The 14,397-nt window shown below is 57.8% G+C and carries 13 protein-coding genes; 5 read left to right on the top strand and 8 right to left on the bottom strand.

The window, feature by feature from the left end:
* Positions 1-2 precede the first annotated feature (2 nt).
* From VRY85_RS05070 to VRY85_RS05080, 3 genes are read left to right on the top strand one after another with little or no spacing between them, the layout of a single operon-like run.
* A complete protein-coding gene (locus tag VRY85_RS05070) occupies positions 3-1,043 on the top strand; it encodes a FecCD family ABC transporter permease (protein ID WP_414597529.1) in 1,041 nt (346 codons plus the stop codon).
* The gene (locus VRY85_RS05075; protein ID WP_414597530.1) at positions 1,040-1,837 is read left to right on the top strand and encodes an ABC transporter ATP-binding protein; all 798 of its coding nucleotides are present in this window, start codon (positions 1,040-1,042) and stop codon (positions 1,835-1,837) included. Before VRY85_RS05070 ends, VRY85_RS05075 begins: the two co-directional genes overlap by 4 nt.
* Before the next feature lie 10 nt (positions 1,838-1,847).
* The gene (locus VRY85_RS05080) at positions 1,848-2,723 is read left to right on the top strand and encodes an alpha/beta fold hydrolase (RefSeq protein ID WP_414597531.1); all 876 of its coding nucleotides are present in this window, start codon (positions 1,848-1,850) and stop codon (positions 2,721-2,723) included.
* Here the strand turns inward: VRY85_RS05080 and VRY85_RS05085 are convergent.
* Genes VRY85_RS05085 through VRY85_RS05105 form a run of 5 tightly spaced genes read right to left on the bottom strand, consistent with a single transcriptional unit; the run spans position 2,713 to position 7,511 of the window.
* Positions 2,713-3,807 carry a BMP family ABC transporter substrate-binding protein gene (locus VRY85_RS05085; protein WP_414597532.1) on the bottom strand — a complete coding sequence of 365 codons (1,095 nt, stop codon included), beginning with the start codon at positions 3,805-3,807 and terminating at the stop codon, positions 2,713-2,715. The two genes, VRY85_RS05080 and VRY85_RS05085, sit on opposite strands and share 11 nt — an antisense overlap.
* Positions 3,808-3,818: 11 nt before the next feature.
* Positions 3,819-4,736 carry an ABC transporter permease gene (locus tag VRY85_RS05090; RefSeq protein WP_414597533.1) on the bottom strand — a complete coding sequence of 306 codons (918 nt, stop codon included), beginning with the start codon at positions 4,734-4,736 and terminating at the stop codon, positions 3,819-3,821.
* Positions 4,736-5,797, bottom strand: a complete 1,062-nt coding sequence (locus VRY85_RS05095) for an ABC transporter permease (RefSeq protein ID WP_414597534.1) — start codon at positions 5,795-5,797, stop codon at positions 4,736-4,738. Before VRY85_RS05095 ends, VRY85_RS05090 begins: the two co-directional genes overlap by 1 nt.
* On the bottom strand, positions 5,784-7,316 hold the full coding sequence (locus VRY85_RS05100) for an ABC transporter ATP-binding protein (protein WP_414597535.1): 1,533 nt from the start codon (positions 7,314-7,316) through the stop codon (positions 5,784-5,786). Before VRY85_RS05100 ends, VRY85_RS05095 begins: the two co-directional genes overlap by 14 nt.
* A gap of 3 nt (positions 7,317-7,319) precedes the next feature.
* The gene (locus VRY85_RS05105; protein ID WP_414597536.1) at positions 7,320-7,511 is read right to left on the bottom strand and encodes a YqaE/Pmp3 family membrane protein; all 192 of its coding nucleotides are present in this window, start codon (positions 7,509-7,511) and stop codon (positions 7,320-7,322) included.
* A 70-nt stretch (positions 7,512-7,581) separates the two neighbouring features.
* Between VRY85_RS05105 and VRY85_RS05110 the strand changes: the two genes are divergently transcribed.
* Positions 7,582-8,067 carry an MgtC/SapB family protein gene (locus tag VRY85_RS05110; protein ID WP_414597537.1) on the top strand — a complete coding sequence of 162 codons (486 nt, stop codon included), beginning with the start codon at positions 7,582-7,584 and terminating at the stop codon, positions 8,065-8,067.
* An 18-nt stretch (positions 8,068-8,085) separates the two neighbouring features.
* Here VRY85_RS05110 and VRY85_RS05115 read toward each other — a convergent pair whose 3' ends face one another.
* Both VRY85_RS05115 and VRY85_RS05120 read right to left on the bottom strand, forming a co-directional pair.
* Complete coding sequence (locus tag VRY85_RS05115; protein WP_414597538.1) at positions 8,086-10,077, bottom strand: AsmA family protein; 1,992 nt, start codon at positions 10,075-10,077, stop codon at positions 8,086-8,088.
* Positions 10,078-10,170: 93 nt separating this feature from the next.
* Complete coding sequence (locus VRY85_RS05120; protein WP_414597539.1) at positions 10,171-11,679, bottom strand: acetyl-CoA hydrolase/transferase family protein; 1,509 nt, start codon at positions 11,677-11,679, stop codon at positions 10,171-10,173.
* A 106-nt stretch (positions 11,680-11,785) separates the two neighbouring features.
* On the opposite strand from VRY85_RS05120, the gene VRY85_RS05125 reads away from it, so the two are divergent.
* Positions 11,786-12,691 (top strand): LysR substrate-binding domain-containing protein, encoded by a 906-nt coding sequence (locus VRY85_RS05125; RefSeq protein WP_414597540.1) that lies wholly within the window; start codon positions 11,786-11,788, stop codon positions 12,689-12,691.
* An 87-nt stretch (positions 12,692-12,778) separates the two neighbouring features.
* Here the strand turns inward: VRY85_RS05125 and ahpF are convergent, their stop codons facing one another.
* A complete protein-coding gene (ahpF, locus tag VRY85_RS05130) occupies positions 12,779-14,365 on the bottom strand; it encodes an alkyl hydroperoxide reductase subunit F (RefSeq protein WP_414597541.1) in 1,587 nt (528 codons plus the stop codon).
* Positions 14,366-14,397: the final 32 nt, after the last annotated feature.

Here is a 14,397-nt window from a genome sequence, read left to right on the forward strand (position 1 = left end):
CAATGCACGGAGCCCTAGGGAATCCTTCGGAAACCCGCCGCAAGGTCTCGCGCAGACGCCTGCTACTGGGCAGCGTGGCCTTGATTCTTGCATTTTTGGCGCTGGACATCGGTAGTGGCGCAGCAGCCTTGAGCTGGCAACAAGTCCTCCATGCCCTGTCTCACCCCCAAGAAACGAGTGCTACCGCACACTTTATTGTGTGGGAATTGCGGCTGCCCCAAGCTCTGATGGCCATCGTAGTAGGCGCCAGTTTGGGGCTGGCCGGTGCTGAAATGCAGACGGTGCTGGATAACCCTCTGGCCAGCCCCTTCACACTGGGCGTGTCGTCCGCAGCCGCCCTAGGGGCAGCGTTATCCCTAGCGCTGAACGTCCACATCCCCGGCATCCCCATTCAATATGCCACCACAGCCAATGCCTTCTGTTTGGCGCTGGTATGCAGCCTGATGCTGGACCAAGCCGCACGCCGTATGAAAATGGCCCAGCAAGGCATAGTCTTGCTGGGCATCGCCCTGGTATTTGGGTTTAACGCTCTGCTCGCGTTGATCCAGCTCGTCTCAGACGCCGCCGCCTTGCAAAACCTTCTGTACTGGATGATGGGCAGCCTGGGCAGCAGCCGCTGGCCGGATGTGGCTTTTCTTGCCATCGCACTGTGCATCACGGGAATCGCCTCTTGGCGCCAGGCCTGGCCCTTGACCGCCTTGCGCTTTGGCGAGGAACGCGCAGGCAGCCTCGGTGTCGACACTCGCAAGGTGCGTCGCTGGGCGCTGCTACGCGTCAGCTTACTGGCTGCCACCTCCGTTGCACTGGTAGGAGTGATCGGTTTTGTTGGCCTAGTAGCCCCGCATATCGCCAGGCGCTTGTGGGGTGAGGATCACCGCTGGTTTCTACCTGCAAGTGCTTGCACAGGAGCCCTCATGCTGTTGGCCGCTTCGGCTTTTGCCAAGCAACTGAGTACGCAAATCGAAATACCTGTGGGCATTGTGACCACCCTGGTCGGCATTCCTTTTTTCATTGGCGTGTTATCGCGGCGGAGGCCGCATTGAGTCAGCGTGCTTCAGCTCCCCCCTCGCTACTACTGCAAGACCTGCACTGCGCTTTGGATATGCGTCCGGTTTTGCAAGGGCTGAGCACTCAGCCCCTGTCAGGCGGGAAAGTGCTAACAGTCGTAGGCCCCAACGGTGCAGGAAAATCTACTCTGCTACGTTGCATTGCGGGCTTTCTGCCCTGCAAGGCCGCACGCCTGGAACTCGATGGGGTGGATTTGCGGCCCCTCAAGGCGGCCCGCCGTTCGGTTAGCGTACGTTATCTTCCCCAGGCAACACCGGGCATGCTGCACCTGAGCGTATTGGATTGTCTGCGCGTCGCCTTGCATGTTCAGGGGCAGCCAGCCCCCAATGCCTCACAGCGCATCGCCGCAACGGCTGCCGATTTGGGGCTGACCGACCTGCTGCCCCGCTATCTGGACGAACTGTCCGGCGGCCAAAAGCAACTCGTATGGCTTGCACAGGCCTTGATTCACCAACCACGCGCCCTGCTTCTGGACGAACCGCTGGCCGCACTGGACCCCAACCATCAGCACCATGTCATGCGTCTGCTACGCCGCTTGGCGGCCGAGCAGAATTTGATCATTGTGGTTGTGCTGCACGACTTGAACATGGCGGTGCGCTATGCCGATGAAGTGCTGGTGCTGCATGAAGGCCGCAACTTCGCCCAAGGGCCAGTTGAAGAAGCGCTCACCCCGGCTGTCCTGGCCGACGTGTTCCGTCTGAAAGCCCGGTTGGAATCCTGTCGCCAAGGCACCCCCTTCATCATTATTGATGACCTTCTGATGTCGTGAGTTCATCGCCATGCCAACCCCTCCTCCTATTTTTGAATATGTCACGCAGGTGGCCGAAACCCAAGTCCACTACATCGAGGCCGGACACGGCGATCTGCTCCTTTTGATACACGGTTCGCTATGCGACTTCCGTTATTGGCGCTGGCAGATACCTGAGTTTTCCAATCATTTCCGTGTTTTAGTGCCAAGCCTGCCTGGGTGTTGGCCTGACGCCGTAGGCAGCGCCTTTATCTCGGGTACCGACCCGCAGATTATGAGAGAGACGGCGTTGGCCGACAGCCGCTACAGCATTGAACGGCATGTGCGTGCCGTCGTCGAGCTTTGTGAGCAGGCCGACACTGAAACCGGGATTCATCTGGTGGGGCATTCACGTGGCGCGCAAGTTGCGCTGGAAGCCGCCCTGGCAATGCCCGGACGCATCAAGCGCCTGGTTTTGGCCGACCCGGGGTTTCCGTTCTCGGACGAGCCCATCACCGAACCCATACATGCGCCCATTGCCCGCTCCCTAGGGCAAGCACCTTTGGACGAAGTGATCGGGGCATTTGTAGACGCGGTGAACGGCGCTAACACTTGGCGCCGGACCGTTTCGTGGTTTAAGGATATGGTACGGGCGAATGCCTGGACACTGCTGCCCCAGTTGAATGATATTCATCGCAGCATAGACCTCAACACTCTGGCTGAAGCCTTGACGTGCCCAGTGCTGCTGGTGGGCGGAGAATACAGCCCACCCCGCTATGGCAGCCGCATCAAAGCCTTGATGCAAGCCCTGCCGCAATCGCGGCACCTGTTAGTGCCACGTGCGGCTCACGGCATGAATCTCGCCAATGCCCGCTACTTCAATAATGAAATACTAGCGTTTCTGCGAGACGAAAAACTTAACGGCTAGGCAGCTTGCCGGCCACACCTTCGACGTAGTAATTCATGCGCGAAAGTGCGTCGTCATCCAGCGAGCCACTTTCCAAGACTACCTTGCCGGTGTTGTCTAGCACAGGCGCATCGAAGGGGGTCAGCGTTCCGTCGATGATGGCCTGCTTTTTCTCTTCGACCAGTGCAATGACATCTGCGGGAACAGCCGGGCCAAAGCCTTCAACCCGCGCCATGTCTTCCTTCAGACCGCCCCAAACCATATTGGATTCCCATGTGCCGTCCAGCACTTGGCGGGCGACATTGGTGAAGTAATCACCCCAGTGGTGGGTAACGGCGACCAGCTGTGCCTTGGGCGCGAAACGGCTCATGTCCGAATGGTAGGCAACCGCGTACTTGCCGCGCTCTTCAGCCACCTGAACGGTTGCGGTGGAGTCCGTGTGGTGGGTAACGACGTCCGCACCCTGACCCAGCAATGCAAGGGCTGCATCACGCTCCTTGCCCGGGTCGTACCAGCTGTTGGCCCAGATGACGCGAACTTCCGCTTCTGGATTCACACTGCGCATGCCACGCGTGAAGGCGTTAATGCCCTGCAATACTTCAGGAATCGGGAACGCGCCCACATAGCCGATGATATTGCTTTCGGTCATCTTGCCCGCCACGATGCCGGCAAGATAGCGGGCCTCGTAGAAACGCGAGTTGGTGACGCCGACATTCTTCGCGGTTTTGTAGCCGGTGGAATGAATAAAGGTGACATCAGGAAATTGTTTGGCCACCTTCAGCGTAGGGTTCATATAGCCAAAGGAGGTGGTGAAGATCAGCTTGTTGCCTTGCTGCGCCAAGTCGCGGATCACGCGCTCGGCATCGGCGCCCTCGGGAACGTCTTCCACGTACTGAGTGACAACCTTATCGCCCAGTGCTTCTTCCATGGCTTTGCGCGCGATATCCTGCTGCCAGGTCCAGCCCGCTTCCCCAATGGGGCTAACGTAGACAAAACCCACCTTCAAGGGCGCCTCTTCAGCCTGCGCCACAGCGGTTGCGCCCGCGCTCAGTGACAGTGCCAGCGCGGCGGCGCTTAAGGCGTTGCGAATAAAGTTTCCAGACATGATGTCCTTCCTTAACTATTGGGATTGAAATGCTTGCCCAGCGACGCCGGCATATTCAGGCGAATCCAGCCGGCGTTGCGCGATATGAGTACCAGCACCACAATGGTGGCGATATACGGCAACATGGAGAGCAGTTGCGAAGCGATAGGTACACCCAGCGCCTGCATATGGTAGGTAAGAATCGTAATGCCGCCAAACAGATAGGCACCCATCAGCACCCGCACGGGCCGCCAGGTAGCAAAAGCGACCAACGCCAGTGCGATCCAACCGCGACCCGCCACCATGCCTTCCACCCACAAAGGGGTATAAACCAAGGACATGAAGGCACCCGCCAGCCCGCAACATATGCCACCAAACAGCACAGCCGCCAAGCGGATAACGCGCACGTTATAGCCCAAAGAGTGTGCCGAGGACGGCGATTCGCCCACTGCCCTAAGCACCAGCCCCGAACGCGTGCGGCCCAGAAACCAGGTAATTGCGGCGCACAGCAGCAGCGAACCATACACCATGGGATGATGACTGAAAAAAGCCTGCCCAACTATGGGAATGTCCTTGAGTAACGGCAGGGCGAATGACTGAGGCAACAGGCTTTCACCTGCATAAGGCAAGCCCACATAAGCAGACGCACCCACGCCGAACAGCGACAAAGCCAACCCGGTTGCCACCTGATTGGCACCCAGCCAGATAGTCAGCCAGGCGAAGAAGCCGGACATAAGCATGGCCACCACAGCGCCAGCGACAAAACCCAAGAAGAAACTGCCTGTGCCCAGCGTGGTCGCGAAAGCGGAAATCGCGCCCATCAGCATCATGCCTTCCGAACCCAGGTTGATCACGCCGCTGCGTTCATTCATCAGCAGCCCCAGCCCGGCCAGCATCAGCGGTGTGCCCGCGACAATCGCAGAAGCAATTAAGGGAGCTAAAGCATCCATTAGCGCCTCCACCTCAAACGGTTATGTATCAGAACATCGCAGGCCAATAAGGCGAACAACAGTATGCCTTGGAAAATGCCGGTTATCGCGCTAGGCATGCCCAGGCGGCTTTGGGAGAGTTCACCCCCGATGTAGAGCAAGGCCATGATGAAGCTGGAGAAAATCACGCCCAACGGATGCAGGCGCCCCACGAATGCCACAATAATGGCAGCGAAGCCGTACCCGGGGGAAATAGAAGGCGTCAGTTGGCCGATGGGGCCCATGGCCTCGATAGCGCCGGCCAGCCCCGCGAGGCCGCCCGACACCAATAGACAAATCCAAAGTGAACTGCGCGACGAAAAACCCGCGTAGCGCGCCGCCATGGGCGCAATTCCCCCCACTTGCAACTTGAACCCTGAAAAACTTCGCGAGAGATACAGCCAGCCTGCAATTGCCGCTACAAGCGCCAGCACAATGCCAATATGCAGCCGTGTACCCGGAATCACGATGGGCAGCAGCCAGCCGTCAGAAAACAGCCGCGACTGCGGGAAACCGAAGCCGTCTGGGTCCATCAGGGCGCCGTGCATCAGGTAGCTAAGCAGCAGTTCCGCGACATAGACCAGCATTAAGGAGACGAGGATTTCATTGGCATTGAAGCGGTCACGCAACACGGCGGTAATCGCTGCCCAGGCCATGCCTCCTGCAACACCGGCCAGCAGGGCGAGAGAGATCAGCCAGAAACCCCCATTGCCGTCGTCATCCAGGTATAGCACCAAAGCGCCTGCCGTAATCGCACCCACCACCAACTGGCCTTCCGCACCGATATTGAAGACATTCGCCCTGAAGCAAATGGACAGGCCGACTGCAATCATGAGCAACGGGGCTACCTTGATGCCGACTTCCGCCCAGCCGTGCAGATCTTTAATGGGTTCAAGGAAAAAAACCTGCAGACTGGCGATGGGATCTTTACCCACTGCCATGAACAAAATGCTGCCACAGAGGGCAGTTAGTGCCACCGCCAGCAACGGCGAGCACCAGGCCATCAACCTGGAAGGCTGAGCACGGCGTTCAAGCCTGAGCATTTTCAGCCTCCTCGCCCCACAAGCCGCTCATCCAACGGCCGATCAGATCCAACGATGCCTCACTGGTAGGCAGCGCCGGCGAAACACGGCCCTTGGCCATGACCATCAGACGATCAGAAATCTCGAACAATTCGTCCAACTCTTCGGAAATCACCAGTACCGAACACCCCGCATCCCGCAAGGCGAGGAGCTCACTACGAATCTGTGCGGCTGCGCCGACATCCACCCCCCAAGTGGGCTGCGCCACCAACAGGACGCGTGGTTGTCGAGTTACTTCGCGCCCCACAATATATTTTTGCAGGTTCCCTCCGGACAGGCTGGAAGCCGAGGCCTGCGCCCCCCGCGCCCTGACCCCGAAGCGGCCGATAATGCCATCGGCCAGCGAGCGCAGTGCCGAGCGCCGGATGAACCCACGTTGCAAGGTTTGCCGGTTCTGATGAGACAACAACATATTCTGAGCCAGCGAAAGATCGGGTACAGCGCCCCGCCCCAGGCGCTCTTCAGGCACATAGCCCAACCCTTGCGCACGCCGCCACGCGGCCGAAGTATGGCCGACCGGTTTGCCTTCATACAGCAGCGCCTCGTTCGGCACCCGGCGGTCTTCACCTGCCAGGGCGGCAAGCAGTTCTTGCTGGCCGTTGCCCGACACCCCCGCCACACCCAGTATTTCACCTTCCCGCATATCGAAGCTGATGTCAGATAAAGGTGTGGCGAACGGGTGTGCCCGGGGGAGTGTGAGCCCGCGCACAGAAAGTGTGACGCGCCCCGCTGCGCGCCCGCTGTGGCGCACCGGCAGGGGCTCGCTGCCTATCATGAGGCGCGACAGACTGGCATCGGTTTCCTGGCGAGGGTCGCACACCCCTGTCACACGCCCGCCGCGCACTACGGTGCAACGGTCGCAGAGTTGGCGAATTTCGTCCAGTTTGTGGCTGATGTAGAGAATGCTGCAGCCTTCTGCGGCCAATTGGCGCAGCGTCTGGAACAGCGACTGAACCGCTTGCGGCGTCAGTACCGAAGTCGGCTCATCCAGAATAAGCAGTTGGGGCTCGCCCAACAGAGCGCGCACAATTTCGACGCGCTGGCATTCGCCGACTGACAAAGTATGCGCGTGCCGCTGTGGTTCGAGATGCAGACCGTACTGAGCCGCCTTCTGCACAATACGCTGCTCAAGCTCGGCCATATTGTGCCGGCCGGGCAGGCCCAGAGCGATGTTCTCGGCGACAGTCAGCGTATCGAACAGGGAAAAGTGCTGGAACACCATGCCAATTCCCAACTGGCGAGCAGCCGCCGGGCTGGCAATTTGTACTTCACTGCCGTTCCAGAGAATGGTGCCGGAATCGGGGCGCGTCACACCATAGATGATTTTCATCAGCGTGGACTTGCCGGCCCCGTTCTCGCCCAAGATGGCGTGGATCTCGCCTGGCATGACTGTGAGATCGATTTCGTCGTTAGCAACGACAGCCGGGTAGCGCTTGGTGATTCCCCTGAGCGCCAGGCGCGGTGTGGATGGCGAACCCATGTCTTATTTTTGCTGCAACGCCTTTTCGATTTTCTTATCGGTCTTGTACTGGCCCAGGGCGTACACCGCCCACAAAGCGGCAGGCAGCCAGCCGATCAGAGAAATCTGCAACACCAGGCAGATAATGCCTGCAATCGGCCTTCCGATCGTAAAGAAGGTAAGCCAGGGTAACAAAAGCGCAATGAGCAGACGCATGGCCGTATATATGTGTAGGAAAAAAGAAAGACTGCCATTCTAACCCGTACGGCCAACCACCCTGTTCAGGATGTTGAATATGTCAAGTATCTGGTCTGCTCTGGCTCGGGAATTCTCCGATGTTCCCAATCTGTCCGAACTCACCATCATCTGTGTCAGGCTGGGCATAGCAGCCCTTCTGGGTGCTCTGATCGGCTATGACCGGGAACGCCGGGGCAAGGAGGCGGGCCTGCGAACGCACATGATGGTATCGCTGGGTGCGGCCTTGTTCATACTCGTACCTTTGCGTGCCGGTATGGAAATCGCTGATGCCAGCCGGGTGCTGCAAGGCATTATTACCGGCATCGGTTTTTTAGGTGCGGGCGCCATCATTAAACAAAGCGAGCATGCTGTCATTAAGGGGCTGACCACTGCTTCAAGCATCTGGGTTGCCGCGGCCATTGGCATCGCTGCGGGCATGGGCAGCGAAACTACCGCTATCCTGGGTACGGTGGCAGCACTGTTCATCCTGGTGAGTGTGCGGCGGATGGAGCGCCATATCGACACCGAAGAATAACTTTGCAGCATCGTGGTTTCAATCTTCTTTCTCGCCCAGCGCGGAGCATGCATGGTCGTCCCCGCTGCCGACGTTCAGCAGGGGCACCAGCGCTGCCAAAGGCGTGGCAATCACCCCCAAGGCAACGGCGGCGCCCGCACGTGCAGCCACTGGCCCAGCCTGCACGCCAATGTCGGGATTTTTGAAACTTCCTTTCGCATAAAGCGGCGAGCGCAGCGTAAAAATACGCAGTGTCTTATTCTGCGGCCGGATATCCAGATTCAACGTCTCGTTCTTCAGGCTGACGCTGCCTTCCATGGTCACAATGGCGTCTTCGGTTTCGAGCACGAAAACACGGGTATGCATCACCCCTTCCTTTACGGCGAAATCAGCGGCCAGGCATTCCAGCATCACCTGTTCATCGCCAAACAGCTTGACGAAAATAACGTTGGCAATGTTCAAGCCCGCCGCTTCCATCAGAAAACGGCTGATGGTGCCTCGGCTTAGCGCCAGACTCAGTTCGCCATTAGATGTGCCCAGTAAACCGGCAATAGAATTACCCTTGCCCTCAAGTGTGGCATCACCATGCAACTGACCAAAACTAGCGTCCATGGATTCCGCCCCTGGAAAGAGCTGCTTCAAATTCAGACCACGGGCGCTGGATTTCAACTGGGCATGCAGTGTGTCGCTGCGGCCGTCCACATGCAGAGTATTCGAGAGTGTGCCGCCCGCCACGCCGAAGTTGAGCGGCTCAAACGAAAGGACTTTGTCCTGCAACAGAACGTGGGCCTCAATATCGTCGAGCGGCAAGTTCTTGTTCTGAACTATGCGTTTCCCCTTGAACTGCACATCCGCATCCATTAACCCCCAGGTTTCACTGCCGATGCGTGCGACGGGCAAGGCCTTGTCCGGTGGCTGTTGACGCCCTTTTTTATTGTGCTTGGCTGACTTTTGATTCTCTGCCTCCGCTGCTGTGTCGTCACGGCTGGTATCGGCGCCAATCAACGGCCCCAAATCACGAAAGTGCAGCAAATCAGACTCCACTGTGCCTGAGAGCAAAGGACGCGGTTCCCTTAGCCGGTATTCCAAGGTGCCGCGCAAATCACTGTCACCCACTGTGCCCTGAAAATCCTCGTAACGCCATGTGTCCTCACCCTGATCCAAGACGGCCACAAGACGGCCCTCGGTGTGATAGGCGGGCGTAGTGGGAAGCGCCAAACCAAATAGAGCATTGAGATCGGCCAGGCTGGAACCCGCCAGTTTCAGTCTCACATCAAGCGAAGCCAAGCCGCGCGGCGCGGTCATTGAACCTTCTATCGCAATGCGTGTTTCTCCGAAACTGACTTCACCACGCATAGGAAATGGATCACTGCTATCGCGCAGGGAAAGCAGGCCACCCATTTGGCCGCTGCCGCTCACTTCCGCTTCATTAAAAGTGCCGGAGGATTCCCAGCCCATGCCGTAACCGCCTGGCGCTTCAGTATCGAGGCTGTTCAAGCGGGTGGTCATATCCAGTGTCCGCCCTTCATCCACAAGGCGTAATTCAATATGCTGCAAGGCAACACTCTGTAGATCAAATGTCCACCCTGATTCCTGTTCGCGCTTCTGTTGCCGCTCATAGGTCCAGTTATTGTGGCCACCTTGATCGCGCTGAAGCAGGATGCGGCTGACGCCGATTTCCAGTCGGCTTATCTCGACATGGCGCGTAAATAAAGGCATGGGGTTAATGGTGAGCGCCAGGTAATCCACCTGGGCCATAGCTTCGTCCTGGCCGGTGAACCCCTCTGGCTGCCCGGCCACGAGTTGGCGAGCAGTGATATGGGGCCAAGGCAGGCCGCCACTACGCCAGCTCCAGTCCACATCGAGGTCCCCGTCAATAGCCACCGGGCGCTGTAGCGCATCAGAAGCTTTTTCCGCCAGCCAGGGGCGTAGAACATTCCAATCAAAGATGGCGATAACCAGTGCAAGCAGCGCCACCAGACTGGCCAAACCTGCTAACCCCCACATGAAGAATCGTCCCGCACGCCTCATTATTCTTCTCCCCGGGCGAACACCACCTTGCCTCACGCATAAAAAAAGCCCGCATCAGCGGGCTTGCCTGCAAGATTGATGCCTGCAGAAGAATCAGGCGTGTTCAGTAGCGCTTTCTCGCATGGAACCATCGGCCGCATAGCGTTGATGCCATTCAAAGGCCTCTGCCAGCAAATGAGGAGTATGGCCGCCGGCAGCACAGGCGCGCGAATGATAGCTGCGCAGCATGTCGCGATAGTCGGGATGCACACAACGCTCAATAATGAGCGCCGCTCGCTCGCGAGGCGCCAGACCGCGCAGGTCGGCCAAGCCCCACTCAGTGGCCACGATATCCACATCATGCTCGGTATGGTCAACGTGGGTAACCATGGGCACGACACTGGAAATTGCACCCTGCTTGGCAACGGATTTAGTCACGAAAATGGACAAGTGCGCGTTACGGGCAAAATCACCCGAACCGCCGATGCCATTCATCATGTGGGTGCCGCCAACATGGGTGGAGTTCACGTTTCCATAGATGTCGAATTCCAGCGCGGTATTGATGCCTATGATGCCCAAACGCCGTACGATTTCGGGATGATTACTGATTTCCTGTGGGCGCAGCACCAGTCGTGACGCGTAGCGCTCTACGTTATCGAGAAACTTGCGGTTCATTTCTTTCGAGAGCGTGATGGACGAGGCCGACGCAAAGGTGAACTGCCCGGAATCCAGCAGCTCAAAGGAGCTGTCCTGCAGCACTTCCGAATACATGGTCATGCCGCTGAAAGAAGACTCCAGCAAACCGTGCAGCACAGCATTGGCAATCGTACCGATACCCGCCTGCAAAGGCAGCAAGGAAGGCTTCAAACGCCCGGCAGCGACTTCGGCTGAGAAGAAATCCACCACATTGCGCGCAATAGCCTGCGTTTCGGCATCAGGCGGCAGATTACTCGAAGGGCTGTCAACCGCGTTGGTAATAACGATGGCGGCGATGCGCTCCGGTTCCACACTGATGGCTGTCGAACCGATGCGCTGCGAAACGCTTGTCAGGGGAATGGGTTGTCGGACGGGCCGGTCGCCGGGAATGTAGATATCGTGCAGGCCTTCCAGCGCCAAAGGCATGGCAAGGTTTAATTCCACAATAACTTGACGCGCCTGCTGCACAAAGCTGGCGGTATTGCCGACCGACGTCGTCGGAACGATGCTACCGTCTTCACGAATGGCGGCTGCTTCGACAATGGCGACATCGACAGGCGGCAAGCTGCCGCAGCGCAACTGTTCTACCGTATGCGACAAATGCTGGTCCATAAACATGACGCGGCCCGCATTGATTTCACGGCGCAGCACGGCATCGGCCTGGAAGGGCAGGCGCCGGGCCAGCAAACCCGCTTCAGCCATCATGCCATCGTTATCGTTACCCAAGGAGGCGCCGGTCATAATAGAAAGCCGCAGCCCATCCTCGCGTGCGCGTTGCGCCAATGCGTCGGGTAAAGCCTTGCAATCTCCGGCCTTGGTAAAGCCGCTCATTCCCACTGTCATACCGCTGCGGAAAATCTTGGCGGCCTGATCGGCCGACATAATTTTGCTCTCCAATGCAACATTGCGAATTCTGTCTCGATACATAATATTTTTGATACCTATTTGTAAGGGTAATGAAGTCAGGTTAGCATCGACAACATGAATAAAAATATGAAATGACATTCGTTTATTTCATGACCAGGAGGGCAATTTGGATATCCGTTCACTGCGTTATTTCACAGAAACCATCCGCCTTGGCAGCTTCACCGATGCCGCCAACCACCTGGGTGTCACGCAATCGACGATTAGCAAAATGGTTCGCCAGCTAGAAGATGAAGTAGGAGAAACTTTGCTGCTGCGCGAGCCCAGGGGCCTGACGCTGACCGACATCGGCAGCGTGGTCTACCACCGTGGCCGGGAGATCCTGATGGCTCTCCAGCAATTGGAGCAAGAGATCCGCGACACGCAATCTGTGGCGCGCGGCACGCTGGCGCTTGGTATGCCTCCCATGATCAACTTGCTTTTCACAGGCGCACTCAAGCAGTTCCGGCAAAAATACCCGTCGATTGATTTGAAGCTGCATGAATGCACGGGGCCGGAAGTCGAACACCTTGTCGCCAGCGGAGAGTTAGCAGCGGGCATGACAGTGCTACCCGTCGAAACACAAGACGATGTTGCTATCGCCAAAATGGCGGCGCATCAGGTTTGGGCGATTACTGGGCAAGATAATATGGCCGGCACAGCCGACACTCTGGCCTTACGCTCACTGGCGAACAAACCCCTGATACTGTTAAACGATGATTTTGCCCTGACGCGCTTGCTGAGGCACAACCTTGCCAAGGCAGACATAGAGCCTCAGATTGGAGCGCAGAGCGGGCAATGGGATTGGACGGTAGCTATGGCCCGGGCCGGCATGGGCATCGCCCTGCTGCCCGAACCTTTCGTCCAGCGCATCAATATAGAGGGGCTGAGCTGCAAACCGATATCGCAACCGGCCATCTGGTGGGAAATCGCCCTACTATGGAACAAACGGCGCGTTTCTCATGCCCTTAGCGCCTGGCTGGACGTCTGCCAGAATGTATTGGGCGGAGAGTGGCCTGATCCAGATGAACCATAGCCCTCTTTTTACAGGCATGACAAAGCCCGGCTAAAAGCCGGGCTTTGCGTCAGGCAATCAGGGGCCATAACCCCTGAGCAAGCGCTATTAAGCTGAGACTGCCGCGGGTTCTGCGGCCTCTTCTTCAACCGAACTGCGAATGAGGTGATCAAACGCACTGAGGGCAGCCTTGGCGCCATCGCCTGCGGCGATGATGATCTGCTTATAAGGCACCGTCGTCGCATCGCCTGCGGCAAACACACCCGGCAGCGAGGTCTGACCCTTGGCGTCGATTTCAATTTCGCCAAAGCGCGACAAAGCAACGGTATCCTTCAGCCATTCGGTGTTGGGCACCAGGCCAATCTGCACGAATACGCCTTCCAGGTCGATGCGACGGTCTTCACCGCTGACACGATCCTTGTAAGACAAAGCGTTGACACGCTTGCCGTCGCCGTGAATTTCGGTCGTCTGCGCCGACATGAGAATTTTCACGTTGGGCAGGCTGCGCAATTTGCGCTGCAGGACTTCATCAGCACGCAGAACGTCGCTGTATTCGATCAGTGTGACATGCTCGACAATACCTGCCAGGTCGATGGCGGCTTCCACACCGGAGTTGCCCCCGCCGATTACCGCGACACGCTTGCCCTTGAACAAGGGGCCGTCACAGTGCGGGCAGTAAGCTACGCCTGCGTTACGATATTCGCGCTCGCCCGGCACATTGACTTCACGCCAGCGTGCGCCAGTAGCCAGGATCACAGAACGGCTCTTCAGCACGCCACCGTTTTCCAGTTCGACTTCAACCATTTTGCCTGGCTTGAGCTTGACGGCGCGTTGCAGGTTCATGATGTCGACGTTGTAATCCTTCACGTGCTCTTCCAGAGCCGCCGCAAAGCGGGGGCCTTCTGTCTGCTTCACGGAAATGAAGTTCTCGATCGACATGGTGTCCAGCACCTGACCGCCGAAACGTTCTGCCACCACACCGGTACGGATACCTTTGCGAGCGGCATATACAGCAGCCGCTGCGCCGGCGGGGCCACCGCCAACCACCAGCACGTCGAAAGCGTCCTTAGCGGAAATTTCTTCGGCCTTGCGGGAAGCGGAAGACGTATCCAGCTTGGCCAGAATTTCTTCAACGCTGGAACGCCCTTGAGCAAAGACTTCGCCATTCATGAACACCGTAGGCACGGCCATGATTTCACGAGCTTCAACTTCGGCCTGGAACAGAGCGCCGTCAATGCTAGTGTGCTTGATGCGCGGGTTGATCACCGACATGGTGTTCAATGCCTGGACAACATCCGGGCAGTTCTGGCACGACAGCGAGAAATAGGTTTCAAATTGGTAGTCGCCGGGCAGATTGCGGATCTGCTCAATGACTTCTTCTTCCAGCTTGATGGGGTGGCCACCCACCTGCAGCAGGGCCAGCACCAGCGAGGTGAACTCATGACCCAGTGGAATACCTGCGAAATCAACACCAATATCGGTGCCAACGCGGGCAATGCGGAACGAAGGTTTACGATCGGACAGGTCGCTGCGCTCGACCAGCGTGACTTTGTCCGACATTCCGGCGATTTCTACGAGCAGCGCCCGCAGTTCACCCGACTTGGGCGTATCGTCCAGGCTCGCGATAAGCTCGATGGGCTCACGGAGCATTTCCATGTAGGACTTCAGCTGGGCTTTGACATTTGCATCTAACATAACGTAGCGACCTCTCAAATCATTTTGGCGGA

Origin of the sequence: Achromobacter sp. F4_2707 (assembly GCF_047501535.1) — a bacterium.
Lineage (GTDB): Bacteria > Pseudomonadota > Gammaproteobacteria > Burkholderiales > Burkholderiaceae_B > Yanghanlia.

Coding starts and splice junctions, on each gene's coding strand:
- VRY85_RS05120 (WP_414597539.1), bottom strand. CDS start 11,679: ATGTATCGAGACAGAATTCGCAATGTTGCATTGGAGAGCAAAATTATG.
- VRY85_RS05080 (WP_414597531.1), top strand. CDS start 1,848: ATGCCAACCCCTCCTCCTATTTTTGAATATGTCACGCAGGTGGCCGAA.
- VRY85_RS05100 (WP_414597535.1), bottom strand. CDS start 7,316: ATGGGTTCGCCATCCACACCGCGCCTGGCGCTCAGGGGAATCACCAAG.
- ahpF (WP_414597541.1), bottom strand. CDS start 14,365: ATGTTAGATGCAAATGTCAAAGCCCAGCTGAAGTCCTACATGGAAATG.
- VRY85_RS05085 (WP_414597532.1), bottom strand. CDS start 3,807: ATGTCTGGAAACTTTATTCGCAACGCCTTAAGCGCCGCCGCGCTGGCA.
- VRY85_RS05105 (WP_414597536.1), bottom strand. CDS start 7,511: ATGCGTCTGCTCATTGCGCTTTTGTTACCCTGGCTTACCTTCTTTACG.
- VRY85_RS05090 (WP_414597533.1), bottom strand. CDS start 4,736: ATGGATGCTTTAGCTCCCTTAATTGCTTCTGCGATTGTCGCGGGCACA.
- VRY85_RS05095 (WP_414597534.1), bottom strand. CDS start 5,797: ATGCTCAGGCTTGAACGCCGTGCTCAGCCTTCCAGGTTGATGGCCTGG.
- VRY85_RS05110 (WP_414597537.1), top strand. CDS start 7,582: ATGTTGAATATGTCAAGTATCTGGTCTGCTCTGGCTCGGGAATTCTCC.
- VRY85_RS05070 (WP_414597529.1), top strand. CDS start 3: ATGCACGGAGCCCTAGGGAATCCTTCGGAAACCCGCCGCAAGGTCTCG.
- VRY85_RS05115 (WP_414597538.1), bottom strand. CDS start 10,077: ATGAGGCGTGCGGGACGATTCTTCATGTGGGGGTTAGCAGGTTTGGCC.